Annotated in this window: 25 protein-coding genes; 13 read left to right on the top strand and 12 right to left on the bottom strand. The window is 71.5% G+C overall.

What is annotated here, in order from left to right:
• Window positions 1-10 precede the first annotated feature (10 nt).
• Complete coding sequence (locus tag ACIBH1_RS10335) at window positions 11-2125, bottom strand: carbon starvation CstA family protein (protein WP_397313365.1); 2115 nt, start codon at window positions 2123-2125, stop codon at window positions 11-13.
• The gene (locus ACIBH1_RS10330; protein WP_397313364.1) at window positions 2122-2439 is read right to left on the bottom strand and encodes a hypothetical protein; all 318 of its coding nucleotides are present in this window, start codon (window positions 2437-2439) and stop codon (window positions 2122-2124) included. The genes ACIBH1_RS10335 and ACIBH1_RS10330 overlap by 4 nt, the downstream gene beginning before the upstream one ends.
• Before the next feature lie 180 nt (window positions 2440-2619).
• Between ACIBH1_RS10330 and ACIBH1_RS10325 the strand changes: the two genes are divergently transcribed.
• Window positions 2620-2811 (top strand): DUF3311 domain-containing protein, encoded by a 192-nt coding sequence (locus tag ACIBH1_RS10325; protein WP_181614941.1) that lies wholly within the window; start codon window positions 2620-2622, stop codon window positions 2809-2811.
• Window positions 2808-4403 (top strand): monocarboxylate uptake permease MctP, encoded by a 1596-nt coding sequence (gene mctP, locus ACIBH1_RS10320; protein ID WP_397313363.1) that lies wholly within the window; start codon window positions 2808-2810, stop codon window positions 4401-4403. Before ACIBH1_RS10325 ends, mctP begins: the two co-directional genes overlap by 4 nt.
• A 23-nt stretch (window positions 4404-4426) precedes the next feature.
• On the opposite strand, the gene ACIBH1_RS10315 is transcribed toward mctP, so the two are convergent.
• Window positions 4427-4771 carry a DUF6285 domain-containing protein gene (locus tag ACIBH1_RS10315; RefSeq protein WP_397313362.1) on the bottom strand — a complete coding sequence of 115 codons (345 nt, stop codon included), beginning with the start codon at window positions 4769-4771 and terminating at the stop codon, window positions 4427-4429.
• Between the two features lie 8 nt (window positions 4772-4779).
• Window positions 4780-5403 (bottom strand): TetR/AcrR family transcriptional regulator, encoded by a 624-nt coding sequence (locus ACIBH1_RS10310; protein WP_181614938.1) that lies wholly within the window; start codon window positions 5401-5403, stop codon window positions 4780-4782.
• 69 nt (window positions 5404-5472) lie between these two features.
• Here ACIBH1_RS10310 and ACIBH1_RS10305 point away from each other — a divergent pair, with 69 nt between their 5' ends.
• Both ACIBH1_RS10305 and ACIBH1_RS10300 read left to right on the top strand, forming a co-directional pair.
• Window positions 5473-6354: a zinc-binding dehydrogenase gene (locus ACIBH1_RS10305; protein WP_397313361.1), complete on the top strand. Its 882-nt coding sequence runs from the start codon at window positions 5473-5475 to the stop codon at window positions 6352-6354.
• A gap of 28 nt (window positions 6355-6382) precedes the next feature.
• Window positions 6383-7255, top strand: coding sequence for a TIGR03564 family F420-dependent LLM class oxidoreductase (locus ACIBH1_RS10300; protein WP_397313359.1), 873 nt, complete (start codon window positions 6383-6385; stop codon window positions 7253-7255).
• Between the two features lie 3 nt (window positions 7256-7258).
• On the opposite strand, the gene ACIBH1_RS10295 is transcribed toward ACIBH1_RS10300, so the two are convergent.
• Window positions 7259-8470 carry a lanthionine synthetase LanC family protein gene (locus ACIBH1_RS10295; RefSeq protein ID WP_397313358.1) on the bottom strand — a complete coding sequence of 404 codons (1212 nt, stop codon included), beginning with the start codon at window positions 8468-8470 and terminating at the stop codon, window positions 7259-7261.
• 76 nt (window positions 8471-8546) lie between these two features.
• Here ACIBH1_RS10295 and ACIBH1_RS10290 point away from each other — a divergent pair, with 76 nt between their 5' ends.
• Together ACIBH1_RS10290 and ACIBH1_RS10285 are read left to right on the top strand one after the other, a co-directional pair.
• Complete coding sequence (locus ACIBH1_RS10290; RefSeq protein WP_397313357.1) at window positions 8547-9725, top strand: acyl-CoA dehydrogenase family protein; 1179 nt, start codon at window positions 8547-8549, stop codon at window positions 9723-9725.
• A complete protein-coding gene (locus ACIBH1_RS10285; protein WP_397313356.1) occupies window positions 9722-10678 on the top strand; it encodes a phosphotransferase family protein in 957 nt (318 codons plus the stop codon). The genes ACIBH1_RS10290 and ACIBH1_RS10285 overlap by 4 nt, the downstream gene beginning before the upstream one ends.
• On the opposite strand, the gene ACIBH1_RS10280 is transcribed toward ACIBH1_RS10285, so the two are convergent.
• Together ACIBH1_RS10280 and ACIBH1_RS10275 are read right to left on the bottom strand one after the other, a co-directional pair.
• The gene (locus ACIBH1_RS10280; RefSeq protein WP_397313355.1) at window positions 10665-11234 is read right to left on the bottom strand and encodes a TetR/AcrR family transcriptional regulator; all 570 of its coding nucleotides are present in this window, start codon (window positions 11232-11234) and stop codon (window positions 10665-10667) included. The genes ACIBH1_RS10285 and ACIBH1_RS10280 overlap by 14 nt on opposite strands.
• Complete coding sequence (locus tag ACIBH1_RS10275) at window positions 11224-11649, bottom strand: hypothetical protein (protein WP_397313354.1); 426 nt, start codon at window positions 11647-11649, stop codon at window positions 11224-11226. The genes ACIBH1_RS10280 and ACIBH1_RS10275 overlap by 11 nt, the downstream gene beginning before the upstream one ends.
• 23 nt (window positions 11650-11672) lie before the next feature.
• On the opposite strand from ACIBH1_RS10275, the gene ACIBH1_RS10270 reads away from it, so the two are divergent.
• Window positions 11673-12359, top strand: a complete 687-nt coding sequence (locus tag ACIBH1_RS10270) for a class I SAM-dependent methyltransferase (RefSeq protein ID WP_397313353.1) — start codon at window positions 11673-11675, stop codon at window positions 12357-12359.
• On the opposite strand, the gene ACIBH1_RS10265 is transcribed toward ACIBH1_RS10270, so the two are convergent.
• Window positions 12353-13975, bottom strand: coding sequence for a glycoside hydrolase family 3 protein (locus ACIBH1_RS10265; protein ID WP_397313352.1), 1623 nt, complete (start codon window positions 13973-13975; stop codon window positions 12353-12355). The genes ACIBH1_RS10270 and ACIBH1_RS10265 overlap by 7 nt on opposite strands.
• Between ACIBH1_RS10265 and ACIBH1_RS10260 the strand changes: the two genes are divergently transcribed.
• Together ACIBH1_RS10260 and ACIBH1_RS10255 are read left to right on the top strand one after the other, a co-directional pair.
• Complete coding sequence (locus ACIBH1_RS10260; protein WP_397313351.1) at window positions 13875-14546, top strand: PaaI family thioesterase; 672 nt, start codon at window positions 13875-13877, stop codon at window positions 14544-14546. The two genes, ACIBH1_RS10265 and ACIBH1_RS10260, sit on opposite strands and share 101 nt — an antisense overlap.
• A gap of 21 nt (window positions 14547-14567) precedes the next feature.
• Window positions 14568-14939: an ASCH domain-containing protein gene (locus tag ACIBH1_RS10255; RefSeq protein ID WP_397313350.1), complete on the top strand. Its 372-nt coding sequence runs from the start codon at window positions 14568-14570 to the stop codon at window positions 14937-14939.
• Here ACIBH1_RS10255 and ACIBH1_RS10250 read toward each other — a convergent pair.
• Window positions 14917-15864 carry a GNAT family N-acetyltransferase gene (locus ACIBH1_RS10250; RefSeq protein ID WP_397313349.1) on the bottom strand — a complete coding sequence of 316 codons (948 nt, stop codon included), beginning with the start codon at window positions 15862-15864 and terminating at the stop codon, window positions 14917-14919. The two genes, ACIBH1_RS10255 and ACIBH1_RS10250, sit on opposite strands and share 23 nt — an antisense overlap.
• A gap of 70 nt (window positions 15865-15934) precedes the next feature.
• On the opposite strand from ACIBH1_RS10250, the gene ACIBH1_RS10245 reads away from it, so the two are divergent.
• Window positions 15935-16243 carry an STAS domain-containing protein gene (locus tag ACIBH1_RS10245; RefSeq protein WP_397313348.1) on the top strand — a complete coding sequence of 103 codons (309 nt, stop codon included), beginning with the start codon at window positions 15935-15937 and terminating at the stop codon, window positions 16241-16243.
• On the opposite strand, the gene ACIBH1_RS10240 is transcribed toward ACIBH1_RS10245, so the two are convergent.
• Window positions 16221-17735 carry an MDR family MFS transporter gene (locus ACIBH1_RS10240; protein ID WP_397313347.1) on the bottom strand — a complete coding sequence of 505 codons (1515 nt, stop codon included), beginning with the start codon at window positions 17733-17735 and terminating at the stop codon, window positions 16221-16223. The two genes, ACIBH1_RS10245 and ACIBH1_RS10240, sit on opposite strands and share 23 nt — an antisense overlap.
• A gap of 105 nt (window positions 17736-17840) precedes the next feature.
• Here ACIBH1_RS10240 and ACIBH1_RS10235 point away from each other — a divergent pair, with 105 nt between their 5' ends.
• Complete coding sequence (locus ACIBH1_RS10235) at window positions 17841-18386, top strand: TetR/AcrR family transcriptional regulator (RefSeq protein ID WP_397313345.1); 546 nt, start codon at window positions 17841-17843, stop codon at window positions 18384-18386.
• A gap of 41 nt (window positions 18387-18427) precedes the next feature.
• Window positions 18428-18850 (top strand): ATP-binding protein, encoded by a 423-nt coding sequence (locus ACIBH1_RS10230; protein WP_397313344.1) that lies wholly within the window; start codon window positions 18428-18430, stop codon window positions 18848-18850.
• Here ACIBH1_RS10230 and ACIBH1_RS10225 read toward each other — a convergent pair.
• Window positions 18817-19776, bottom strand: coding sequence for a Ppx/GppA family phosphatase (locus ACIBH1_RS10225; RefSeq protein ID WP_397313343.1), 960 nt, complete (start codon window positions 19774-19776; stop codon window positions 18817-18819). The genes ACIBH1_RS10230 and ACIBH1_RS10225 overlap by 34 nt on opposite strands.
• A 9-nt stretch (window positions 19777-19785) precedes the next feature.
• Complete coding sequence (locus tag ACIBH1_RS10220; protein WP_397313342.1) at window positions 19786-21570, bottom strand: hypothetical protein; 1785 nt, start codon at window positions 21568-21570, stop codon at window positions 19786-19788.
• A gap of 61 nt (window positions 21571-21631) precedes the next feature.
• On the opposite strand from ACIBH1_RS10220, the gene ACIBH1_RS10215 reads away from it, so the two are divergent.
• On the top strand, window positions 21632-22777 hold the full coding sequence (locus tag ACIBH1_RS10215; RefSeq protein WP_397313341.1) for a UDP-N-acetylglucosamine--N-acetylmuramyl-(pentapeptide) pyrophosphoryl-undecaprenol N-acetylglucosamine transferase: 1146 nt from the start codon (window positions 21632-21634) through the stop codon (window positions 22775-22777).
• The last annotated feature ends 23 nt before the right edge of the window (window positions 22778-22800 follow it).

Below are 22800 nucleotides of genomic sequence, written 5' to 3'. Positions count from 1 at the left end.
GGCGCCGGCCCTACGGCGCCGCAGCCATCCGTTCCTTCTCCTCTCGCGTGGCCAGCAGACCCGAGGGGGCGACGATCTTCGATTCGACGTACTCCGCCTCCGTCGAGGGCAGCGGCGCGGGCGACCTGATCGCCTTCACCCACACCCGGGCCGCGTCGAGGATCACGATGATGATCAGCACCGCGAACAGCGCCGCCAGGATCCCGTCGACCGTCGAGTTGATCACGATCTGCTGCATCGCCTCGGGCGTCTTGGCCGGAGGCAGCAGCTGCCCCTGGTCGAGCGCCGCCTGGTAGCGGTCGCGCTGGGCGAAGAAGCCGAGCGTCGGCACCGGCGAGAAGACCTTCTCGTAGCTGGCGGTGAGCGTCACCACGACGTCCCAGGCCAGCGGCACCGCGGTCACCCAGGCCCATTTCAGCCGCCCGCTCTTGATGAGCAGCGTGGTGGCCACCGTCAAAGCGACGGCGGCCAGGAGCTGGTTGGCGATGCCGAACAGCGGGAAGAGCTGGTTGATCCCTCCGAGCGGGTCGTTGACGCCCTGGTAGAGGAAGTATCCCCAGGCGGCCACGACGACGGCGCTGGCGGCGACGAGGCCCGGCCACCAGCTGACGCGCCCGATCGGCTTCCACACGTTGCCGAGGGTGTCCTGGAGCATGAAGCGCCCGACCCTGGTGCCCGCGTCGACCGTGGTGAGGATGAACAGCGCCTCGAACATGATCGCGAAGTGGTACCAGAAGGCCTTGAACCCGTCGCCGCCCAGGAAGCCGGAGAAGATCTCCGAGATGCCCACGGCGAGCGTCGGGGCGCCGCCGGTGCGCGAGACGAGGGTGCTCTCCCCCACCGCCGCGGCCGCGGCCTGCAGGTCCTGGGGCGTGATGACGAATCCGAGGTTGGCGACGGCCTGCGACGCGGTCTCCACGGTCGCGCCCATCACCCCCGCGGGTGAGTTCATCGCGAAGTACAGCCCCGGGCTCAGGATGCACGCGGCGATCATCGCCATGACCGCGACGAACGACTCCATCAGCATGGAGCCGTAGCCGATCATCCGTACCTGGGTCTCCTTCTGGATCATCTTGGGCGTCGTGCCGCTGGAGATGAGCGAGTGGAACCCCGACAGCGCGCCGCAGGCGATGATGATGAAGACGAACGGGAAGAGCGATCCGGCGAAGACCGGCCCCTTGCCGTTGAAGGCGAAGTCGGTGAAGGCCGTGTTCTGCATGACCGGCATGGTCACCGCGACGCCGATCGCCATCAGGACGATCGTGCCGATCTTCATGAAGGTCGACAGGTAGTCGCGCGGTGCCAGCAGCATCCACACCGGCAGCACAGCAGCGATGAAGCCGTAGGCGATGAGCCACAGCGACAACGCCGACGGGCTGAGCGTGAACACCGGCGCCCACGAGGACTCCTGCACCCAGCCGCCCGCGATGATGGCCAGCACCAGCAGGGCCACGCCGATCAGGGTGGTCTCGACGACCGCGCCTGGTCTGAGGATCCGCAGGTAGAAGCCCATGAACAGGGCGATCGGGATGGTCATCGCGATGGAGAAGACGCCCCACGGCGACTGGGCCAGCGCGCCGACGACCACCAGGGCCAGGACGGCGAGCAAGATGATCATGATGGCGAAAACGGCGATCAGCGCGGCGACGCCGCCGATCGGCCCGACCTCGTCGCGGGCCATCTGCCCGAGGCTGCGGCCGTTGCGGCGCATGGAGAAGAAGAGGATCACCATGTCCTGCACCGCGCCGGCGAAGATCACGCCGGCGACGATCCAGATGGTGCCGGGCAGGTAGCCCATCTGGGCGGCCAGCACCGGGCCGACGAGCGGGCCCGCTCCGGCGATGGCGGCGAAGTGGTGGCCGAACAGGATGCGCCTGTCGGTGGGCTGGAAGTCGATGCCGTTGTCGAGCCGTTCGGCGGGGGTGGCCCGGCTGTCGTCGGCGCGCAGCACCTTCTTGACGATGAACCGGGCGTAGAAGCGATAGGCGATGGCGTAGGAGCCGAGTGCGGCGGCCAGCAGCCAGACCGCGTTGACGTTCTCACCTCTGGACAGGGCGAGCACCGCCCACCCGGCCGCGCCCACCAGCGCGACCGCCGTCCAGACGATGATGGAGCGCACCTTCACCGAGTCAGCCTCCCTAGGCAACTGCGCAGGCCCGCGTCGGGTGGCAGGTCGCTGGTGAAGCGCCGCCACCGGCCCAGGGGCCGGCAGTCCACGGCGACGGTCAGTTCGGCGAGGTGCACCCAGGCGGTGGGGTGGGCGTAGACCTGATCGCCGAGCCGCCGCGCTCTTTTCGGGACCTTGGTACGGCGCAGCGCCCGCACGGAGAACTCCCCCGCGTCCGCGCAGCACAGTCCGGTCACGTGCCAGTCGAAGTAGACGACCTCGTCCCCGCGCAGGGCGTCGAGGGCGGCCGGCGTGAGCGTGATCGAGGACATGGCGGGCTCCTGACGATCAGTTGACTTCGACGCTAGACCCGAAAGTCACACCCGTAAAGCGGCTTCCATCTCAAGCGCTGGGACGATTTGGCCGAACTGTAATACAGAGGCCATTGGGGTTAAATCCTCCGAAACGTTACGCTCCCACCCCGTCACACCCCCTGACTCCCCGGAGAAAAGATGACCACCCGGACTGACAAGAGCCGGTGGAACTGGCTCTTGTTCGTGCCCATCGTGGTACCGCTGCTGACGTTCCTGTTCAACTCCGACGAGCCCCGCCTGCTCGGATTCCCGCTGTTCTACTGGCTGCAGCTGGCCTTCATCGCGCTCGGCGTCGCCTGCACCACGATCGTTTACAGGATGACGAAATGACCACAGAGATCGTCGTCTTCATCGTCCTGTTCGCCCTTGTCAGCGGAATGGGCTTCGTCGCCGCAAGGTGGCGCCGCCCCGATTCCATCGACAGCCTGGACGAGTGGGGCCTGGGTGGCCGTAATTTCGGCTCCTGGATTACCTGGTTCCTCGTCGGCGGCGACCTTTACACGGCCTACACGTTCGTGGCCGTGCCCGCCCTCGTCTTCGGCGCGGGCGCGATGGGTTTCTACGCCGTGCCGTACACGGTGATCATCTACCCGCTGGTCTTCCTCGTGCTGTGCCGCCTGTGGTCGGTCTCGCACGTGCACGGCTTCGTCACCCCGGCCGACTTCGTGCGCGCCCGCTTCGGCTCGCCGATGCTCGCCCTGGTGATCGCGATCACCGGCCTGGTCGCCACCATGCCCTACATCGCGCTCCAGCTGGTCGGCATCGAGGCCGTGCTGCAGTCGATGGGCATCACCGGCCACTGGCCGATCGTGGTGGCCTTCCTGATCCTGGCCGCCTACACCTACCAGTCGGGCCTGCGCGCCCCGGCGCTGATCGCCTTCGTCAAGGACACGCTCATCTACGTCGTGATCCTGGTGGCGATCATCTACATCCCGGTGAAGCTGGGCGGCTGGGACATCGTCTTCGACAAGGCGGCCGAGAAGTTCGCGGCCACCCCGGCGCCCGGTGACGGCATCATCCTGAACGCCGGCAACCAGCTGCAGTACATCACGCTGGCCTTCGGCTCGGCGCTGGCGCTGTTCCTGTACCCGCACAGCCTCACCGGCGTGCTGGCCGCCAAGAACCGCAACGTCGTCAAGCGGAACATGTCGGCCCTGCCCGCCTACTCGCTGCTGCTGGGCCTCATCGCCCTGCTCGGCTACATGGCCATCGCCGCGGGCACCAAGCCCACGGTCGGCGAGAACGGCAAGCCGATCGGCAACACGATCGTGCCGAACCTGTTCGACCAGATGTTCCCCGACTGGTTCACCGGCGTGGCCTTCGCCGCCATCGCGATCGGCGCCCTGGTGCCGGCCGCGATCATGTCGATCGCCGCGGCGAACCTGTTCACCCGCAACATCTACCGGGAGTACATCAACAAGCAGGCCAGCGACAAGCAGGAGGCCCAGGTCTCCAAGATCGTCTCGTTGCTCGTCAAGGTCGGCGCGGTGCTGTGCATCCTCCTGCTCGACCCGCAGTTCTCCATCGACCTGCAGCTCATCGGCGGCGTCATCATGCTGCAGACGCTGCCGGCGGTGGCGCTCGGCCTGTACACGCGCTGGTTCCACAAGGGCGGCCTGCTCATCGGCTGGGCCCTGGGCATGGCCGCGGGCATGTGGATGCTCTACACCATCCCGAACCCGGCCAGCGGCAAGCTGCACTTCGGCGGCTCGGCCTTCTCGCTGAGCAACCTCGGCTTCGACACCAAGATGACCATCTACGCGGGCATCCTGGCGCTGGCGGTCAACCTGATCGCGGCCGCGATCGGCACCGTGGCGCTGCGCGCGCTCAAGGTCGCCGACGGCGTCGACGCCACCAAGCGCGACGAGTACTTCGCCGACGAGGGCGACCCGCGGGTCAAGGATCTCGACCTGACCCACTAGAGGAGTACGGCAGGCGGGACGGGTCAGGCCAGGTAGCCGGGGTTGGCCACCTGCAACTTGGCCCGCACCGCCTGCCGTACCAGCTCGGCCACCTCGGCCCTGTTCTCAGGACCGTCGAGGTGGCCTTCGCGTATTCCGGCGGCCAGCTCGGCGTCGTCGGCCACGCCCAGCTCCGCCAGCCGCCGCCGGTGCTCGGCGGCCTGCCCGGGGCCGAGTTCGAGCTCGCGCTCGACCATGCCGAGCACGTTGATCGCGACCCGCGTGTGGAAGCGCACCCGCCCGTCGACCGCGGGCAGCACGTCGTCGGACAGGAAGTCGCGTACGGCGGCCAGCAGTTGCGCGGCCGTGGGGGCGTCGTGAGGCTCCATGCCCGCCTTTATCGCATGGCGCGCAGGAACAGGTCGACCCCCGAGACGACGATCTCCTCCAGCTTCTCGCGCGGGATCGGCCGGGTGCCGAAGGCCGACAACATCGGCAGCTCCTCGGTGATCAGGGCCACGAACTGGCTGGCCGCCCGCACCGGGTCGTCGAGCGTGAGCCTGCCCGCGTGCGCGAACCTGGCCAGGCGCCCGGCCAGGGCCTCGTTGAACGGGTCGACGGCGTCGGCGCGGATCAGGTCGAACAGGTCGGGAAACCGCACGATCTCGGCGTTCAGCAGCCTGCGCAGGGCAGCCGAGCGCTCGTCCTGGAAGCAGCCGACCAGGCCCCACGCCACCGCGATGAGCGCCTCCCGCAGGTCGGGCGGGTCGGCGGGCAGCTCCGTGAGCACCGCCGACGACTTGGCGATGCCGCGCGCCGCCGTGGATCTGATGACCTCGCGGAACATCTGCTCCTTGCCGCCCAGGTGGGCGTAGATCGTCGGCTTGGCCACGCCCGCCTCGGCCGCGATCACATCGACGCTCGCCTGCGCGTAGCCCTCGCGGGCGAACACGCGGAAGGCCGCCTCCACGATCATCTCGCGCTTGTCGATGCGGCCTCTGGGCCGATTGCCGTCGTGCATACGGTCATGTTAGCTTCACTGAACTACGCGGTTCAATTTTTCAAACCTTTCCGTTCAGGGGGTTTCATCGTGCGCGCTCTCACGGTTTCCGGGGACGGATTCGTCCTGGCCGAGCGGCCCGCCGCCGATCCGCGGCCCGACCAGGCGCTGGTCGAGGTCCATCACGTCATAGTCACCGGCCGCGACGCCGTCCACGCGCCGGCGGTGCTGGGCGACGGGGGCGTGTGGGGGTTCGAGGCGGCGGGCGTGGTCGCACGGCAGGCGGCCGACGGCACGGGTCCGGCGCCCGGCGCAAGGGTCGTCGGGCTGGGCGACCGGCCCGGAGCCTGGGCCGAGGTGGCCGCCTTCGGCGCGGGTGATCTGGCGGTCGTGCCGGAGTCGGTGACGCTGGAGCGGGCCGCCGCGCTGGCGGTGCCGGGGCTCAGCGCGCTGCAGGCCGTCCGGCGGCTCGGTCCGGTGCTCGGCCGCCGTGTCCTGGTCACGGGCGCCTCGGGAGCGGTCGCCTGGTACGCGGTGCAGCTGGCGGCCCTGGCGGGCGCCCACGTGATCGCCGCCACCCGCAAGGCCGCCCAGCCGCCCCCTGCGGCGCCGCCCGGGGCCGCCGAGGTGGTCGCGGACCTCGACGAGGTCACCGAGCCCGTGCACGGCGTGATCGACGTCGTCGGCGGCGCGGTGCTGGGCCGCGCCTTCGCACTGCTGGCCGACGGCGGCCGGGCGATCGCGGTGGGCACGATGTCGGGCGAGCCCCTCCTCCTCGAACCCGCCGCCCTGATCACCCCCGCCCGCCGCACCCTGGAGACCTTCTGGGGCCAGTGGCCCTCCGGCCGGGCGCTCGGCGAGGTCCTCACGCTGATCGACCGCGGCCTGCTGCGCCCCGAGGACCCGCCCGCGCAGCCGTGGACCGCCGTCCGCCGCCCCGCGGCCCGCTCCGTCGTCACCGTCACCCGCTGAAAACCGTCACCCGCTGAAAGGCCGACCGATGCGCATCGGACTCTGGATCGACGAGCTCGCCCCGTCCCTGGACGACATGATCTCCTTCGCCCGCGCCCACGCCGCCTTCGACAGCCTCTGGGCGGGCCAGCGCGACGGCAGGGACGCCCTCACCGCGCTGGCGGTCGTCGGCCGCGCGGTGCGGGGCCCGGCGCTCGGCACCGCCGTGGTGCCCACCCAGCCGCGTCACCCCCTCGCCCTGGCCGCCCAGGCGCTCACGGCGCAAGAGGCCGTGGGCGGGCGGCTGACGCTCGGCGTGGGGGTCAGCCACCGGCCGATCGTCGAGGGGCGTTTCGGCCTGCCGTACGAGCGTCCCGCCCGCCACCTGCGCGAGTACCTGTCGGTGCTGGCCCCGTTGCTGCGCGGCGAGAGCGTGGCGTTCGAGGGCGAGACCCTGAAGGCGTCCGGCGCGGTCGGCGTGCCCACCACGGCGCCCTCGCTGCTGGTCGGGGCGCTGGGACCGGCGTCGCTGCGCATCGCCGGGGAACTGGCCGACGGCGTGGTCACCACCTGGGCGGGACCCGAGGCGCTGGAGTCGTACGTGATCCCGGCCCTGGGCGGCGGCGCGCCTCGCGTGGTGGCGACCGTCTGCGTGTGCGTCACCGGCGACGAGGCGGGCGTGCGAGCGATGGTCGCCGAGCAGTTCGCGGTGGTCAACGAGTTGCCCGCCTACCGGGCGATCCTGGAACGCGGCGGGGCGCGCGGCCCCGCCGACGTCATCGTGGCCGGTGACGAGGCGGACGTCCTCAAGCAGCTGGGGCGGCTGGCGGGCGCGGGCGCGACCGAACTGCTGGCCGTCCCCATCGGCACGCCGGAGGAGCAGGAGCGCACGACCGCTTTCCTGGCAGGCGCGGGGGTCTGAGGCTCAGGGCCCGACGCTCAGGGGGACGGGTATCGCGGGAAAGGGGTTGTCGGGCAGCAGCGGCAACCGCGCCGCCCGCTCCCCCTGCCCGGCCGCGTGCAGGTGCAGCAGGGCCGCCGCGATGCCGGCGGGACCGGGCAGGTAGCCCGGCTTGGTGGTGCGCGGCCAGCGGAAGCCGGCGCCGTCGGGGTCGCCGGCGCGGCTCACCAGCTCGCCCGCCAGCTCGTGGGCGACGTCGAGGTGGGCGGGCTTGCCCGTGCCCGCCCACAGGCCCACGAACAGCTCCAGCAGCCCGGCCACCCCGCAACACTGGCAGGAGGCGTCGGGCATGCCCTGCTCGCGGCAGTGGCGCTCGATGCCGCGCGCGAGCATCTCGGCCCACTCCAGGTCGCGGGCGTCGCCGCCGGAGCGGTAGAGCTCGAAGAAGGCCCGCGCCACCCCGGCCGAGCCCGAGCAGAAGCCGACGGCGAACAGGTCGCGCCCCTGCGGCAGGTGGTGGGGCACCACGACGGCGCCGTCGGTCAGCGAGCTGACCTCGCGGATGAAGGCCGCCCCGCTGCGGGCCGCGCGCAGGAACGGCTCCTCGCCGGTGACCGCGTGCAGTCGCGCCAGGAGGTACATGGTGCCGGCCGTACCCGATAGGAAGCCGGGCGTGACGGAGTCGTCCGGCAGCCCGGCGCGGGCGCCGAGCCGGTGGCCGGGCACGGGGCGGCCGGCGATGCGGCGGCCCACCTCGACGGCGACCGCCGTGCAGGCTGACAGGCCCAGTTCGGCCCCGGCGCGCAGCAGCGACAGGACGATGCCGCCGTCGCCGCGCAGCGCGGGCTCGCCGGTCCAGCCGACGTAGTCGTCGGAGGCGCCGAACCAGTCGCCGGGCAGGCCTCCCACGCCCGCCTGGGCGGCGATCAGCTCGGCGATGTCGGCGGCGGCCTGCTCGAACTCGCCGCCGCCCAGCACCCAGCCCGCTTCGAGGAGGGCGATCATGACGCCGGACAGGCCTCGGTACAGGGTGAGGTCGTCGCGATGCTCGGGCCAGGCGGCGACCAGGCGCCGCGCACCCTCGCGTGCTCGCGCCAGGTGGTCGGCCCGGCCCGTGGCGGCCGCCAGGTCGAGCTGGAACAGCACGATCCCGGCCTCGCCCGAATACAGGGACAGGCCCGGTCCCGGCCCGATCAGGCGCTCGGCCCGTACGGCCACGCTCAGCGGGGTGTTCACGTCCCAATTATCCCATAGTTTTGGTAGGAATTACAGGATGTTGACCGTGCAACGGTTCTGCGTTGTGATCCGGAGCATGAGCTTCGCCGTACCCGACAGTGTCCGCCCCATCCGTGAGGCCGTGCTGGCCTTCATGACCGAACGAGTCGAACCCGCCGAGGAGGCGTTGCACTCCGGCGACGCATCCATTCTGCGCGAACTTCAGGAGGAGGCCAAGAAGGAGGGCCTGTGGGCGCTCGGCCACCCGCGCGAGCTGGGCGGCGGCGGGCTCGGCTTCCTCGACTACGTCTACGTCAACGAGGTGCAGGGACGCAGTGAGTACGGCCAGCTGGCCCTGGGAACCTTCACCCTGCAGGACTCCCTGATGCTGCACGAGCACGCCTCCGACGAGCAGCGCGAGCGCTACCTGCAGCCGCTGGTGCGCGGCGACATCTGGCCCAGCTTCGCGATGACCGAGCCGACGGTCTCCAGCAGCGACCCCACCCAGATCCAGACCAGCGCGGTGCTCGACGGCGACGAATGGGTGATCAACGGGCACAAGTGGTTCACCACGGGCGCCTCCCGCGCGGCCTACACGACCGTCATGTGCCGCACCGAGGACGACGCTCCCCCGCACCTGGCCTTCTCCATGATCGTGGTCCCCACCGACACGCCCGGCTACCGCATCGTGCGCGAGACGCCGGTGCTGGGACTGTCGGGCGGGCACTGCGAGGTGCGCTACGAGGACGTGCGCGTGCCCGCCGGCAACCTGCTCGGGCCGCGCGGCCACGGCTTCGTCATCGCGCAGAAGCGGCTGGGACCCGGCCGCATCTTCCACTGCATGCGCTGGCTGGGACAGGCGCAACGGGCCTTCGACCTGATGTGCCGCAGGCTGCACGAGCGCACCGCCTTCGGCGAGCCGCTGGCACGCAAGCAGCTGATGCGCCAGCACGTGTTCGACTCCTACACCGACATCCAGGCCGCCAGGCTGCTCACGCTGCAGGCCGCCCACGCCGTCGACGGCGGCTCCGACGCGCGCGTGGAGATCGGGGCGATCAAGGTGGTGGGCGCGCGCATGCTGCACGCCGTCATCGACCGGGCCATCCAGGTGTACGGCGCGGCGGGCCTGACGCCCGACACCCCGCTGGACCGGATGTACCGTCACGCGCGGGCCGGGCGGATCTACGACGGCCCCGACGAGGTGCACATCGACTCGGTCGGGCGGCGCCTCCTGGGCACGTACGCGGCGGGCGGCTCATGGGAATTCGCCCGATGACGAGCGCGGGCGATCCGGCCGCCAGCGTCGTCCGCGCGGTCTTCGGCGAGCAGGCGCGGGTGTCGTCGGCGGCCAGGCTGCCCGGCGGCGCCTCGCGCGAGACCTGGTCGCTCGACGTGCGCGCGGACGGCGTCACGCACGAGCTGGTGCTCAGGATGGACGGCCCGGGGGCGGTCCTGGAGACGGGGGCGGGATCCGGGCTGGCCGCCGAGGCGCGGCTGATGCGCGCCGCCGCCGAGACGGGCGTGCCGGTCCCCCGCATCGTCGCGGAAGGCACGGCGGAGCGGCCCTACCTCCTGATGACCCGGGTCGACGGCGAGACCATCCCGCGCAAGATCCTTCGCGACCCGGAGTTCGCCGGGGCGCGCGAGAGCCTGACCGAGCAGTGCGGCGCCGCCCTGGCGGCGATCCACCGCATGCCCGTGACCGCCGTGGCCGAGGCGGCTCCCCCGGACCCGCTGCGCCAGTGGCGCGACGTGCTCGACCTCACCGGGCAGCCGCACCCCGCCTTCGAGCTGGCCTTCCGCCGCCTCGACGAGACCCGCCCCGACCCCGGCGGCGTCGCGGTCGTGCACGGCGACTTCCGCAACGGCAACCTCATCGTCGGTCCCGAAGGGCTGCGCGCGGTGCTCGACTGGGAGCTGGCCCACGTCGGCGACCCGATCGAGGACCTGGGCTGGTTGTGCGTGAAGGCCTGGCGGTTCGGCGCGCCGCGCCCGGTGGGCGGGTTCGGCGACTACGACACGCTGGTCGCGGCCTACGAGAAGGCGGGCGGGCGCCGGGTGGATCCGGCGGCGCTGCGCTGGTGGGAGACCTTCGGCGTGCTCAAGTGGGGCGTCATCTGCGTGATGCAGGCGATGCGGCACCTGGAGGGCGGCGCCAGGTCGGTCGAGCTGGCCGCGATCGGGCGGCGGGTGTGCGAGACCGAGTGGGACCTGCTCAACCTGCTGTGAAGGCCGCCACGATGGCGTCGGCCAGGCCGTCGACCACCGCGGAACGCTCCACCTCCGGGTGCTCCAGCCACCAGTCGCCGGTGGTCTGCACCATGCCGACGAAGGCGTGGCCGAGCACCTGGGCGCGCACCGGGTCGCGCACGACGCCCTCGGCGGCCAGCAGCCGGCCCAGTTCCTCGCCCAGGCTGCGCACCAGCGAGGTCATGTGGGAGCGCATGCGGCTGTCTTCCGCGCTGGCCCGGTGGAACAGGAACCGGTACAGGTTGAGGTTGGCCGAGATCAGGTCGAGGTAGACGGCGATCGTCGCGCGGGTGCGCTCGCGCAGGTCGCCGGGACCGGCCAGCTCGGGCAGCAGGTGCGCGATGACGGTGCGGACGTGCCGGTCGGCCAGCGCTTCGTACAGCCCGCTCTTGTCGCCGAAGTGGCGGTAGAGGATCGGCTTGGTGATGCCCGCCTCGGTGGCGATGAGCGCCATGGACGCCTCGTGCCCCTCCCGCAGGATCACCCTGTCGGCCGCGTCAAGCAGGGCTCTGCGCCGATCGGGGCTACGACTCACGACGCCACCATAGCCGGACGGCCGACACCGTGAGCAGGCCGCCGAGCAGCACGTACAGCCCGGTCAGACCGGCCACGGCCCCGGCGGGCTCACCCGGGTCCGGCAGGATCGGAGGGTAGGGCAGGCCGCGGGCCAGACCGGCGGCCACCTCGGGCTCGGTGGCGAACAGCGCCCCCACCGCGGCCAGCGGCACCCCGCAGCACGCCGCGGCCAGCGGCGACAACCCCGGCCAGCAGGCCAGCGCCGCGCCGAGCACCGCCACCCCCGACAACCAGGCCAGACCGCCCCACCCCGGCACGAACCCCGCGATCGCGGCGCGCAGGGCCCTGGCCCCCGCCTCGGTCAGGTAGAAGGCCACCGGGGCGGCGAGCAGGCCGACGGCGGCCCCCAGGAGATGACGCAGCGCGGACGGCACGCGCACAGCCTAGGGTCACGGTCATGAACACTGGTACCGGTCCTGGCGCGATCACGCCCGACGGATCCCCCGTGGAGTTCTACCTCCTCCTCGACGCCGACGACGAGGCCGAGGTGATCGCCTCGGCCGTGCCCGCCGGGGCGTCCCTGCTGGAGCTCGGCTCCGGCGTCGGCCGCGTCACCCACGCGCTGCTGGCCAAGGGCCTGTCGGTGGTCGCCGTCGACGAGTCGGCCGAGATGCTGGCGCACGTGCGCGGCGCCGAGACCGTCCAGGCCCGGGTGCAGGAGCTGGACCTGGGCCGCCGCTTCGACGGCGTCGTCCTGGCCTCCTTCCTCCTCAACACCCCCGACGACGACCTGCGCCGCGCCTTCCTGGCCGCGTGCGCGCGGCACGTGGCGCCCGGCGGCTCCGTGCTGGTGCAGTGGCAGCCGTACGAGACGCATGAACGGTGGGCGCCCGGCATGGGCCGGACGACGGGGCCGATCGGGATCGTCATGGACCGGGTGGAGCGCGTCGAGCCGCGCCTGTTCTCCGCCACGATGCGCTACACCCACGGCGAGCGGGCCTGGACCCAGTCCTTCGAGTCGCGCCAGTTCACCGACGAGGAACTGGCCGCCGAGCTGGGGACGGCGGGGCTGGTCCTCGACCGGTTCCTGACCGAGGACCGCAGCTGGCTGCGCGCCGTGCCCGCCGTGCCCGCCGGTCAGTAGGCCAGGCCGTGGCCGTACGGGTAGAGCGGGTCGGCGGTGTCGCCCGGCACGTCTGACCTGCTCGCCTCGACGGCGGCCATCGAGCGGGGCAGTTCGAACGGCAGCCGCCCGCGCGGTGACCTGCGGCCGAAGACCACGTCGAGGAAGGCGTCGTCGCGTGCTCCGTAGTCGGCCAGCACGGCCTGGCAGGCCTGGTCGACCTCGGGGAAGACCGCGGGACGCTCCAGGTAGAGGCCGAGCACGGTGGGCTTCAGCCGCTCCAGCCGGTCGATCTCCTCCGGCGGGAAGGCCAGGCTGCCCGAGTGGAAGAAGGCCTCGAAGCCGCCCTCGCGGGGCTCGTGCGGCGCGGCCAGCCGGACGAGCGTGGCCTGCGCCTCCTCTGGCGTGGCCACGACCGTGCCGTAGGCGGAGGCGGTCTCGGCGTCGATGCCCTCGACGTAGATGGCCGTGCCCTCCGCCAGGGGCAGCGGGCCGTTCTTGAGCAGCGTCAGCGAGGCGCTCTGGGCCTCGAGCCCGGCCTGGACGAAGTCCTCACGGCCGACGATCTCCTCGGCCCTGTCGGGATCCACGTAAGGGTCGTCGAACAGGCCCAGCACGAACTTCTCGCGCAGCAGGCGGCGCACGGAGGCGTCGATGCGCTCCTGACCGACCGCGCCGCCGCGCACGAGCTCGACGATCAGCTCGGGGCACTGCTCGCCGCCGAACTGGTCCACCCCTGCCTCGACGGCCTTGCGGGCGCGCTCCAGCGGGGTCAGGTGCTCCACGCCCCAGGCACGCGCGGGCATCTCCTGGCCCATGATCTCGGCGTCGGTGAGCAGCCCCCAGTCGGTGCAGACGATGCCGTCGAAGCCGTAGCGCTCGCGCAGCAGGCCGGTGATGACGCCCTCGCTGAAGCCGAAGCCGACCTCCTCGTACGGCGTGCCGACCGGCATGCCGTAATAGGGCATGATCTGGCTGGTGCCCGCCTCGAAGGCGGCCTGGAAGGGCCTGAGGTGGTAGTCGAAGTTGCCGCCCGGGTAGACCTGCTCGCGGCCGTAGGCGAAGTGCGGGTCCTCGCCGTCCTTCTGCGGTCCGCCGCCGGGGAAGTGCTTGGTCATGCAGGCGACGCTGCCGGGGCCGAGGCGCTCGCCCTGGAAGCCGCGGATGTAGGCCTTGACCAGGCGCGAGGTGAGGTCGGCGTCCTGCCCGAAGGTGGCGTTGACCCGGGCCCAGCGCGGTTCGGTGGCCAGGTCGATCTGCGGGTGCAGGGCGAGCCGGATGCCGACGGCCAGGTACTCCTGCCGCGCGATGTCGGCGAAGCGCTCGACCAGGGCCTCGTCGCCGATCGCCGCCAGGCCCGTCGACTCCGGCCACTGCGAGAACGGCCCTGCCATGATCGCGGCGCCGGGGTTGTGGGAGAAGGAGTTCCTGGGGTCGGTGGAGAAGGTCACCGGGATGCCCAGCCGGGTGGCGGCCGCCCGTTCCTGCTGGGCGTTGTGCCATTCGGCCATCTCGCGCGGCGAGCCGCTGCCCAGGATGTTGAAGTGGGTCATCGCGAGCTCGTCGATCTGGTCCACCGGCCGGCCGAAGAAGACCATCGTCTGGAAGAGCAGGCCGGCCTTCTCCTCGAGGGTCATCCTGGCCAGCAGATCCTCGACGCGCTCGGCGACCGGGCGATTCTTGTCCTTGTACACGCTTATACGTATAACCCAGGCATCGCACACCCCGCCAGACCGCATCAGAATAAGATTCCATTACGCTGGCCGACGTGTCGGTGACCGGAGCAGACTTCTTGCGCGCCATCGCGGAGGGGACCGTCGAGTCCTCCCCCATCCGGCCCACCTCGGCCTGCGGCTCAGCCGCGTCGAACCGGGGAGCGTCCACCTGGAGTGGCGGCCCGGCGCCGCCCTGACCAACCGCTCGGGGGTCGTCCACGGCGGCTACATCGCCACCGCGCTCGACGACGCCTGCGGCATGGCCTGCGGCAGCGCCGCCCCCCAGCCGACCCTGCACCTGACGATGAACCTCAACGTCGACTACCTGCGCCCGGTCCAGGTCGGACAGACTTACCTGGTCACCGGGACCGTCACCCACCGGGGACGCACCAGGCTGCTGGCCCTGGCCACGGTCACCGACGCCGACGGGCGGCCGTGCGCCCAGGCCACCTCCAGCCTCACGCCCAACCGCGCCGTCCACCCGCTCGCCTGAGCGATGGCCCACAATGGGCGGGTGGAGATCTACGACCTCGGGGTGCCCGGCGAGATGCGCGACCGCCTCGTCGCCGCGGTGGTGAGCGGCGTCAAGAGCGCCACCTCCAGCCTGAAGCTCTTCTACGGCGACGGCGATCCGCTGCCCGAGCCGGGGCGTTTCCTGCTGGCCGACAGCTCGGGCGTGCGCGGCATCCTCGAGGTCGTCAAGGTCGAGCTGATCCCCCTGGGCCAGGTGGGCGACGACGTGGCCCACGCCGAGGGCGAGGGCTTCGCCGACGCCTCCGCCTGGCGGGCGGCGCACGAGGACTTCTGGGCGCCCTACCTCAACGAGCCGCTCACCGACGACGACCTCGTGGTCGTCGAGCACTTCACGTTCGCACCTTCAGGGTGAGGCGCCAGACGTCGATCACCAGGACCGGCCGCATGCCCGCCGAGGTGTACAGGCCCAGGGCCGGGGTGGTGTTGTTCGAGTCGACGTGCAGCAGCGTGCCCTTGCGCCCGCGCGCGTGGTCCTCGGCGAAGGCCGTGCGCAGCAGGAACCTGCCCAGGCCGCGCCCGCGGTAGGCCGGCCGTACGGCCAGCGTGAGCACGTAGCCGCAGTCTTCGTCCTCGGCGAACTGGTCGGTGCCGATGACGAGCGCGGCCGGCTCGCCGTCGATGCGCGCCACCAGCGCCTGCGACCAGTCGGTGCTGGCCGAGGCGTCGCGACGGGCGAACCACTCCTCGAAGCTCGTCTTGACGAAGCCGAAGTGCTCGGCGAAGCCCTCCTGCTGCACCCGATGGGCCTCGCGCAGCACCTCCTCGCTCTCGCCGCGGTGCAGCGTGAGGCCCGCGGGGAGTTCGGGAGCCTCGACGGGGCCGGTGAAGTCGACGCGCATGCGGTGGAAGGAGGTGGCGGGCGCGAAGCCGTGGCGGGCCGCCATGTCGCGCTGGAGCGTGTCGGGCCGGTAGACGCCGATGTCGACGGTGACCGACTCGTGGCCGAGCTCGGCGGCGATCTCGCGCGCCCGGCCGAGGACCAGCTCCCACAACCGGGGGGCCAGGTCGTCCGGCGTGCCGGGCCGGACCAGCACCTCGATGTCGACGTTGTCGCTGTCGCCCTTGCGGCAGGCCCAGGCCCAGGCGACCAGGGTGCCGTCGCGCCATGCCAGCCAGCCGTCACGCTCGCGGTCGAAGCCGGGCTCGACGAGCTCGTCGGCGATGTCGTCGAGCGTCACGTCGGCGAAGCCGATCGACTCGACGGTGCAGGCCGAGGCCAGCTCGAAGATCTCAGGGGCGTCCTCGACACGCGGCCTGCGGAGCTCGTAGGTATCCATGTGCCCGATTGTGCACAGCGAGTGGCCCTTGACGCCTCAGGTTTTCTCCCAGGTCACTAGACTGCGAAGAATGCTGCGGATCGACCTGGAGACCCCTGAGACGGCCATGGTCCTGATGGTGCTGAGCGGCGACCTCGACTACACCTCCGCCGCCCAGCTCGGCGACGTCCCGCTCGAACCTGGCCTCAACCGCATCGACCTCGATCTGGGCGGGCTGTCGTTCATCGACTCCTCGGGCCTGGCGGCGCTGATCCGCCTGCACCACCGGGCGACCGAGGCCAGGGCGGCGCTCCAGCTCACCGCCCTGACGCCCTACCTGCGCAACCTGCTGCGCATGACGGCGCTCGACCGCATGTTCACTCTGCCACCGCAGCCTTGACCTGCTCGGGCGCGCCGCGCAGCGGGATCTCCCTGATGAAGATCGCCAGCACCGGCACGGCCACGGCGAAGACGATCGCCCACCAGAACAGCCCGGAGATCGCGCTCGCCAGCGATTCGAGCACGCCCTGCTTGACCGACGGGTCGAGAGCGGCCAGCGCCGCCGGGTTCATCTGGCCGCCGCCCTTGGCCAGCTGGTCGGCCGCCTGGGCGCCGAAGTGCTGGGTGAGCCCGTCGAGGAAGTGGTTGTTGAAGATCGCGCCGAACAGCGACACGCCGAACGACCCGCCGATGGAGCGGAAGAAGGTCGAGGTGCTGCTGGCCACGCCCATGTCCTTGGGCTCGACGCTGTTCTGCGCGATGAGCATGGTGGTCTGCATCAGGAAGCCCATGCCCACGCCCAGCACGGCGATGAAGACGCCGGTCTGCCAGGTCGGGGTGTTGACGTCCATGAGCGACAGCAGCCACACGCCCGCCACCATGCCCACGCCGCCGATGATCGGGTAGATCTTGTACGTCCCGGTCACGGTGATGCGCTTGCCGACGAAGATCGAGATCACCATGGCGGCGGCCATCATCGGCAGCAGGAGCAGGCCCGAATTGGTCGCCGAGGCGCCCTGCACGGTCTGCTGGAACAGCGGCAGGAAGTTGATCGCGCCGAACATCGCGAAGCCGAGCAGGAAGCCGATGATCGTGATCAGCGTGAAGTTGCGGTCGCGGAACAGCGTCAGCGGCAGGATCGGGTCGGCGGCGCGGCGCTCGACGGCGGCGAACAGGCCCAGGCTGACGACGGCGACGGCCGCCAGCGACAGGATCTGCCAGGAGCCCCACGCGTAGTCGTTGCCGCCCCACGAGGTGATGAGCACCAGCGCGGTGATGCCGATGGTGAGCACTATCGCGCCCAGCCAGTCGATCCTCACGGCGGCCGAGCGCTTGGGCAGGTGGAGCTTGGCCACGATGAGCGCCAGGGCGACGAAGCCGACCGGCAGGTTCACGTAGAAGGCCCAGCGCCAGTCGAGGTGGTCGGTGATGAAGCCGCCGACCAGCGGTCCGGCGATCATGGCCAGCGACATGACGCCCGCCATGATGCCCTGGTACTGACCCCGCTCGCGCGGCGGCACCAGGTCGCCGATGATCGCCATCACGTTGACCATCAGGCCGCCGGCGCCCAGGCCCTGGATCGCACGGAAGGCGATGAGCTGGCCCATGTCCTGGCTCATGCCGCAGAGCACCGAGCCGATCATGAACAGCACGATCGAGATGATGAAGATGGTCTTGCGGCCGAAGATGTCGCCGATCTTGCCCCAGATGGGGGTCGAGACCGTGGTGCCCAGCACGTAGGCCGTCACCACCCAGGACAGGTGCGTCAGCCCGCCGAGCTCGCCCACGATGCGTGGCATGGCCGTGCCGACGATCATGTTGTCGAGCATGGCCAGGACCATCGCCAGCATCAGTCCTGGCAGGACGACCATGACCTCACGATTTCTGGCCATGTACCGGATTCCCCCTTACTTGCCGACCGGCTAGTTCCATGAAACAGTAGATTTCCCCCTAGCCGGTCGTCAAGTAAGTTCCGACTTCGAGGACAATGGAGCACCGTGCGGGAAGACACGCGGACGCGGATCCAGCAGATCGCCCTCGAGCTGTTCATCGAGAAGGGCTACGAGGCCACCTCGCTGCGCGAGATCTCCGAGCAGCTCGGGGTGACCAAGGCGGCGCTGTACTACCACTTCAAGACCAAGGACGACATCGTCCTGAGCCTCATAGAAGAGCGCGTAGCCGAGCTCGACAAGCTGCTCGAATGGGCCCAGAGCCGGCCCAAGGACGCCGGCACCAGGCGCGAGCTGGTCGAACGCTACGCCGACCAGCTCTACACCGGCCGCCACAGCAAGGTCATGCACTTCCTGGAGCGCAACCAGACCTCCCTGCGCGGCCACCCGACCACCAGGGGCATCAAGGAGCGCATGATCGCGCTGGTGGAGCAGCTGAGCGAGCCCGACGAGCCGCATGCCGTACGGCTGCGCAGGGCGATGGCGCTGTTCACCCTGCACGCCGGATTGTTCCTGGCCGAAAACCGCGAACTGAGCCCTCAGGAGCGCCAGGACGCCGCGCTGGAAGTGGCCCTCGACCTCGTAGAGCGCTGAAGGGGCGATTGGGGCGCCGGATATGGGGCAAGAGGTTGCTCATGGAGGCAACGATCGCCCTGCGGCTCCCCCGCGACGCCGCCAGTGTCCCGCTCATCCGCCGGATGCTCGACGCCGCTCTGGCGTCATTGGGCGTCGTGTCGACCATCCGCGACGACATCGAGCTCATGCTGACAGAAGCCTGCTCCAACGTGATCAGACACGCCGATCCGGCCGACGAGTACACCGTCAGCGCCGCCGTCCAGCGCGACCTGTGCACGATCAGGGTGGTCGACACCGGCCACGGTTTCGACCCGGCGGCCATGACCGCCCCCTCCCCCTCCTCCGAGAGCGGGCGCGGGCTGCAGATCATGCGGGCGCTCGCCGACGACGTGCGCTTCGACAACCGCCACGAGCACGGCGCGGTGGTGTGCCTGGAGAAGAAGCTGAGCTACGAGCCGGGCGCGCCGCTGTCGGTCTTCTGATCGGGCAGGGTGTCGAGCCGGCGCAGGATCACGCCCTCGCGCAGCGCCCAAGGGCAGACCTCCAGGCGCTCCACCTCGAACAGGTCCATCGCGGCGTCGGCCACGATCGCCCCGGCGGCCAGCTGCAGCGCGCGGCCCGCCGACACGCCCGAGAGCTCCGCCCGCTCCTTGGCGCTCAGCCTGGGCAGCTTGTGCGCCCAGTCGGCCAGCGACTCGCGGGTGAGCACACGCGGAGCGTAGAGGCCGTCGCTGGAAGGCGCGGCCCCGGCGATCCTGGCCAGCTGCTTGAAGGTCTTGGAGGTGGCCACCGCCCGGTCGGGCTGGCCGTAACGGGCCACGCCGCCCACCGTGCGGGCGATCTCGGCGCGCACGTGCCTGCGCAGCTTGCGGACCTCGTCGGAGGAGGGCGGGTCGGCGGTGAACCAGTTGCGGGTCAGCCGCCCCGCGCCCAGGGGCAGCGAGATCGCCGCGTCGGGCTCCTCATCGATCCCCGTCGCGACCTCGAGCGAGCCGCCCCCGATGTCGAAGGCGAGCAACCGCCCCGCCGACCATCCCACCCAGCGCCGCACCGCCAGGAACGTCAGCCTGGCCTCCTCGTGGCCGCTCAGCACCTGGATGTCGAGTCCGCACCGGGCGTTGATCTCGGCGAGCACCTCCTCGCCGTTGGAGGCCTCGCGCACCGCGGAGGTGGCGAAGGCCATGAAGTCCTCCACCCCCTTGTCCTCGGCCAGCTGCTGGGCCTCGGCGACGAACTCGCTGAGCCGCTCGACAGCGTGCTTGGCCAGCTTGTTGCCGTCGTCGAGGAGCTCCGACAGGCGCAGCTCCTCCTTGTGGGAGTACGCGGGCAACGGCCTGGCCCCACGATGGGCGTCAACGACGAGCAGATGGACCGTGTTCGAGCCGATATCGAGTACTCCGAGTCGCATGGCCGCACGCTACCGCTCAGCCGGTCGTACGGCGAAGCGGAGGGTGAAGTGGTCGAGGCTGCCGGGCAGGGCCACGGGCAGGTCGGGCCCCTCGATCTCGCGCGAGCTCAGGTACTCCTCGATGACCATGCTCTCCACGAGCATCACCAGGTCCTCGCCCGGACAGCGGCCGTGGCCGTCGCTGAAGGGAACGCCGGCCGACGAACCCGGCTGGAAGTCGTCGCCCTCGATGCGGTTGGCATAGGGGCTGTGGATGGCCACCATCGCGCCGCGCGGGCTGTCGCGCAGGATCGCGAGCGTCGTCGGCCACAACCGCACCGACTCGCGCACGGCCTCGCGCGCGCCGGCGTCCGGGTTCCCGGCCAGCAGCGCCAGGGCCCGGTAGGCGGCGATGCCCGCGGCGTCGAAGGCGAACAGCCAGTGCGGCACCTGGCCGCCGGGGTCCACGTCGGGCGCGGCGGGCGTGGACCGCACCAGTGCGGCCAGGCTGCCGTCCTCCGCGCGCTCCAGGTGGCGCGACAGGCGGCGCGCGAACCGGGCGCGCACGTCGGTGCGGTGGCCGCGCACGTAGGAGTAATTGGCGTCGCCGCGCAGGCGGTTGAGCAGCCAGGTGAGCTCCTCGTCGTCGCGGGCCGCGTCACCCAGCACGATCCGCCGGGCGATCCGCCAGTGCGCCGCGCCGAAGGCGTCCCAGGTCAGCGTGCCCTCGCGGGGCAGGCCCGCGACCTCCTCGGCCACGACTCGGCGGAACCGCTCGTGGAAGGGGTGCTCGGCCTCGCCGGTGGCCAGCACCTGCTCGTTGAAGCGCCGGCGGCGCCCGCGCAGCTCCCGGTCGACGGTGACGAGCACGCCCTCGGGGGCGAAGTGGGCCAGGGCGCCGCGCTTCTCCCTGGTGGCCGGGTGGAAGGCCGGATCGTGCAGGACCCGGCGCACGTCGGCCTCGGTCAGCGGCAGCAGCAGCCAGCCGCGCATCGGCACGCGCACCAGCAGCGGGCCGTCGCCGTGCTTGGCGCGCATGCGGCGCAGCAGCCGGGTGGCGCGGCCGTCGGCGTCGATCAGCCCGGCCAGGGCGCTGCCCGCCCGGCGCCGCAGGATCACCCCTTGCAGCAGGGTCGGAACCAGGACCTGGGCGCCGAGCCGTACGGTGTCGACGGCGCTCGCCCTGGGCAGGCCCTTGCGGCCCTCGCGGGAGCGCGCGTAGGCCACCTGGCGCAGGCGGGCCAGCACGCCGCGCGGGCGCAGCACCGGGTGCTGGTTGACGGCCGGGTCGAAGTCGGCCTCGCCCTCGCGGGGCTCCACGACGCGCAGCAGGGCGAGCCTCGCACGACCCCGCTTGATCACGAAGGCCAGCGGCAGGGCCAGGTCGCGAGGATCGGCGCCCGTGTCGTGGCCCGTGTCGTGGCCCGTGTCGTGGCCCGCGTGGTGGCCCGTGTCGAGCGGCTCGGCGGTCAGCCGCGGGCGCATCAGCGTGGAGAAGCGTCCCCGGGTGAAGCCCGTCAGCGGGAAGGGCAGGCGGCGGAACGGACCGCTGCTCGAAAGCAGCAGGTCCAGGTCGCCCCCGTCGGCGCCGCCTCCCGGGATCTTGATCGCGATGCCGAGGACGTCCGGCATGCCGCCCGGCAACGACAGGCCCTTGGACAATCGCACGATCACCTCGCGCCTGCCGCCGCCGTCGAGCACGGGCACGCCCAGCGGCTCGTGGCCGAGCGGCTCCAGCTCACCGGTGAACAGACGGCCAATCGTGTGCAGAGCTCGTCCATGGCGCAGTTCGGCGATGCGGGAGATGGTCGACATTCTTGCCGACTACCCCCTCCTGAAGTCACGACACCACGGCTCCCGGCCATAATCTGATCGCATGCGACTGCTCATCACCGGCGGTGGCACCGGAGGACACACCTATCCGGCGCTCACCACCCTGTCCGCCCTGCAGAAGCGGGGCATCCCGCACGATGTCCTGTGGGTGGGCACCGCGGGCGGGCTGGAGGCCCGCATCACCGCCGAGCACGGCATCCCGTTCAAGGCCATCACCACCGGCAAGCTGCGCCGCCGGCCGAACCTGCGCGAGCTCGGCACCAACGTGGCCGACATGTTCCGCATCCCGCTCGGCGTCGGGCAGGCCATCGGCCACGCCGCCCGCTACCTCCCCGACGTGGTGCTGTCGACCGGCGGCTACGTCGCCGTGCCGATCGGGCTGGCCGCCAAGATCATCCGGCGGCCGCTGGTCATGCACGAGCAGACGACCGTCGTCGGGCTGGCCAACCGCATCCTGGCCCGCTTCGCCACCGCCATCGCCGTCAGCCACGTCTCGTCGCTGGCGCACCTGCCCGAGAACGTGCGCGACCGCGTGGTGGTCACCGGCAACCCGGTCCGCCCCGAGCTGCTCCACGGCAACCGGGCCGCCGCCTACGACTACTTCGGGCTCACCTTCGAGGTGCCGGTGATCTACGTCACCGGCGGCGCGACCGGCAGCCTGCAGATCAACACGCTCATCTCCGAGCTGCTGCCGCGCCTGCTGCCGCACGCCCAGGTCGTGCACCAGTGCGGGCCGGCCTGGATCGAGCGCATGCGCGCCATCCAGCTGCCGCCCGAGCTGGCCGAGCGTTACCACCCGCTGCCCTACGTGGGCGCCGAGCTGCCCGACCTGTACTCCGCCGCCGACGTGGTCATCTCGCGCAGCGGGGCCGGCACGGTGTCGGAGCTGACCGCGATCGGCAAGCCGTCGGTGCTGATCCCGCTGATCCCGACCGGGGGCGACGAGCAGCGCAAGAACGCGCGCTACCTGGCCGAGTCGGGGGCGGCGCGGGCGCTGCTGGAGCCCAAGCCCACCGCCGACGACCTGCTGGGCGAGCTGATGCCGCTGCTGGCCGATCCGGCGCTGCGGGCGTCGATGGGCGAGGCGGCGCGCAAGATCGGGCGGGTCGACGCGGCCGACGCGCTGGCCGACCTGCTGCTGCAGACGGCGGCCCAGGCACACGCGGGCGTCGGCCGCAAGCCGGAGTAGCGCAGGAGGCCAGGGCTCACCGG

Source organism: Nonomuraea sp. NPDC050663, from assembly GCF_044456985.1.
Taxonomy (GTDB): domain Bacteria; phylum Actinomycetota; class Actinomycetes; order Streptosporangiales; family Streptosporangiaceae; genus Nonomuraea.
This window is presented reverse-complemented; position numbering and strand designations above follow the sequence as displayed.

Bases quoted from the DNA above. Each gene is read 5' to 3' on its own strand.
- ACIBH1_RS10330 (WP_397313364.1), bottom strand. From the start codon at position 2,439: ATGTCCTCGATCACGCTCACGCCGGCCGCCCTCGACGCCCTGCGCGGG.
- ACIBH1_RS10325 (WP_181614941.1), top strand. From the start codon at position 2,620: ATGACCACCCGGACTGACAAGAGCCGGTGGAACTGGCTCTTGTTCGTG.
- mctP (WP_397313363.1), top strand. From the start codon at position 2,808: ATGACCACAGAGATCGTCGTCTTCATCGTCCTGTTCGCCCTTGTCAGC.
- ACIBH1_RS10315 (WP_397313362.1), bottom strand. From the start codon at position 4,771: ATGGAGCCTCACGACGCCCCCACGGCCGCGCAACTGCTGGCCGCCGTA.
- ACIBH1_RS10310 (WP_181614938.1), bottom strand. From the start codon at position 5,403: ATGCACGACGGCAATCGGCCCAGAGGCCGCATCGACAAGCGCGAGATG.
- ACIBH1_RS10300 (WP_397313359.1), top strand. From the start codon at position 6,383: ATGCGCATCGGACTCTGGATCGACGAGCTCGCCCCGTCCCTGGACGAC.
- ACIBH1_RS10290 (WP_397313357.1), top strand. From the start codon at position 8,547: ATGAGCTTCGCCGTACCCGACAGTGTCCGCCCCATCCGTGAGGCCGTG.
- ACIBH1_RS10285 (WP_397313356.1), top strand. From the start codon at position 9,722: ATGACGAGCGCGGGCGATCCGGCCGCCAGCGTCGTCCGCGCGGTCTTC.
- ACIBH1_RS10270 (WP_397313353.1), top strand. From the start codon at position 11,673: ATGAACACTGGTACCGGTCCTGGCGCGATCACGCCCGACGGATCCCCC.
- ACIBH1_RS10260 (WP_397313351.1), top strand. From the start codon at position 13,875: ATGTTGAAGTGGGTCATCGCGAGCTCGTCGATCTGGTCCACCGGCCGG.
- ACIBH1_RS10265 (WP_397313352.1), bottom strand. From the start codon at position 13,975: ATGACCCTCGAGGAGAAGGCCGGCCTGCTCTTCCAGACGATGGTCTTC.
- ACIBH1_RS10250 (WP_397313349.1), bottom strand. From the start codon at position 15,864: ATGGATACCTACGAGCTCCGCAGGCCGCGTGTCGAGGACGCCCCTGAG.
- ACIBH1_RS10245 (WP_397313348.1), top strand. From the start codon at position 15,935: ATGCTGCGGATCGACCTGGAGACCCCTGAGACGGCCATGGTCCTGATG.
- ACIBH1_RS10240 (WP_397313347.1), bottom strand. From the start codon at position 17,735: ATGGCCAGAAATCGTGAGGTCATGGTCGTCCTGCCAGGACTGATGCTG.
- ACIBH1_RS10230 (WP_397313344.1), top strand. From the start codon at position 18,428: ATGGAGGCAACGATCGCCCTGCGGCTCCCCCGCGACGCCGCCAGTGTC.
- ACIBH1_RS10225 (WP_397313343.1), bottom strand. From the start codon at position 19,776: ATGCGACTCGGAGTACTCGATATCGGCTCGAACACGGTCCATCTGCTC.
- ACIBH1_RS10220 (WP_397313342.1), bottom strand. From the start codon at position 21,570: ATGTCGACCATCTCCCGCATCGCCGAACTGCGCCATGGACGAGCTCTG.
- ACIBH1_RS10215 (WP_397313341.1), top strand. From the start codon at position 21,632: ATGCGACTGCTCATCACCGGCGGTGGCACCGGAGGACACACCTATCCG.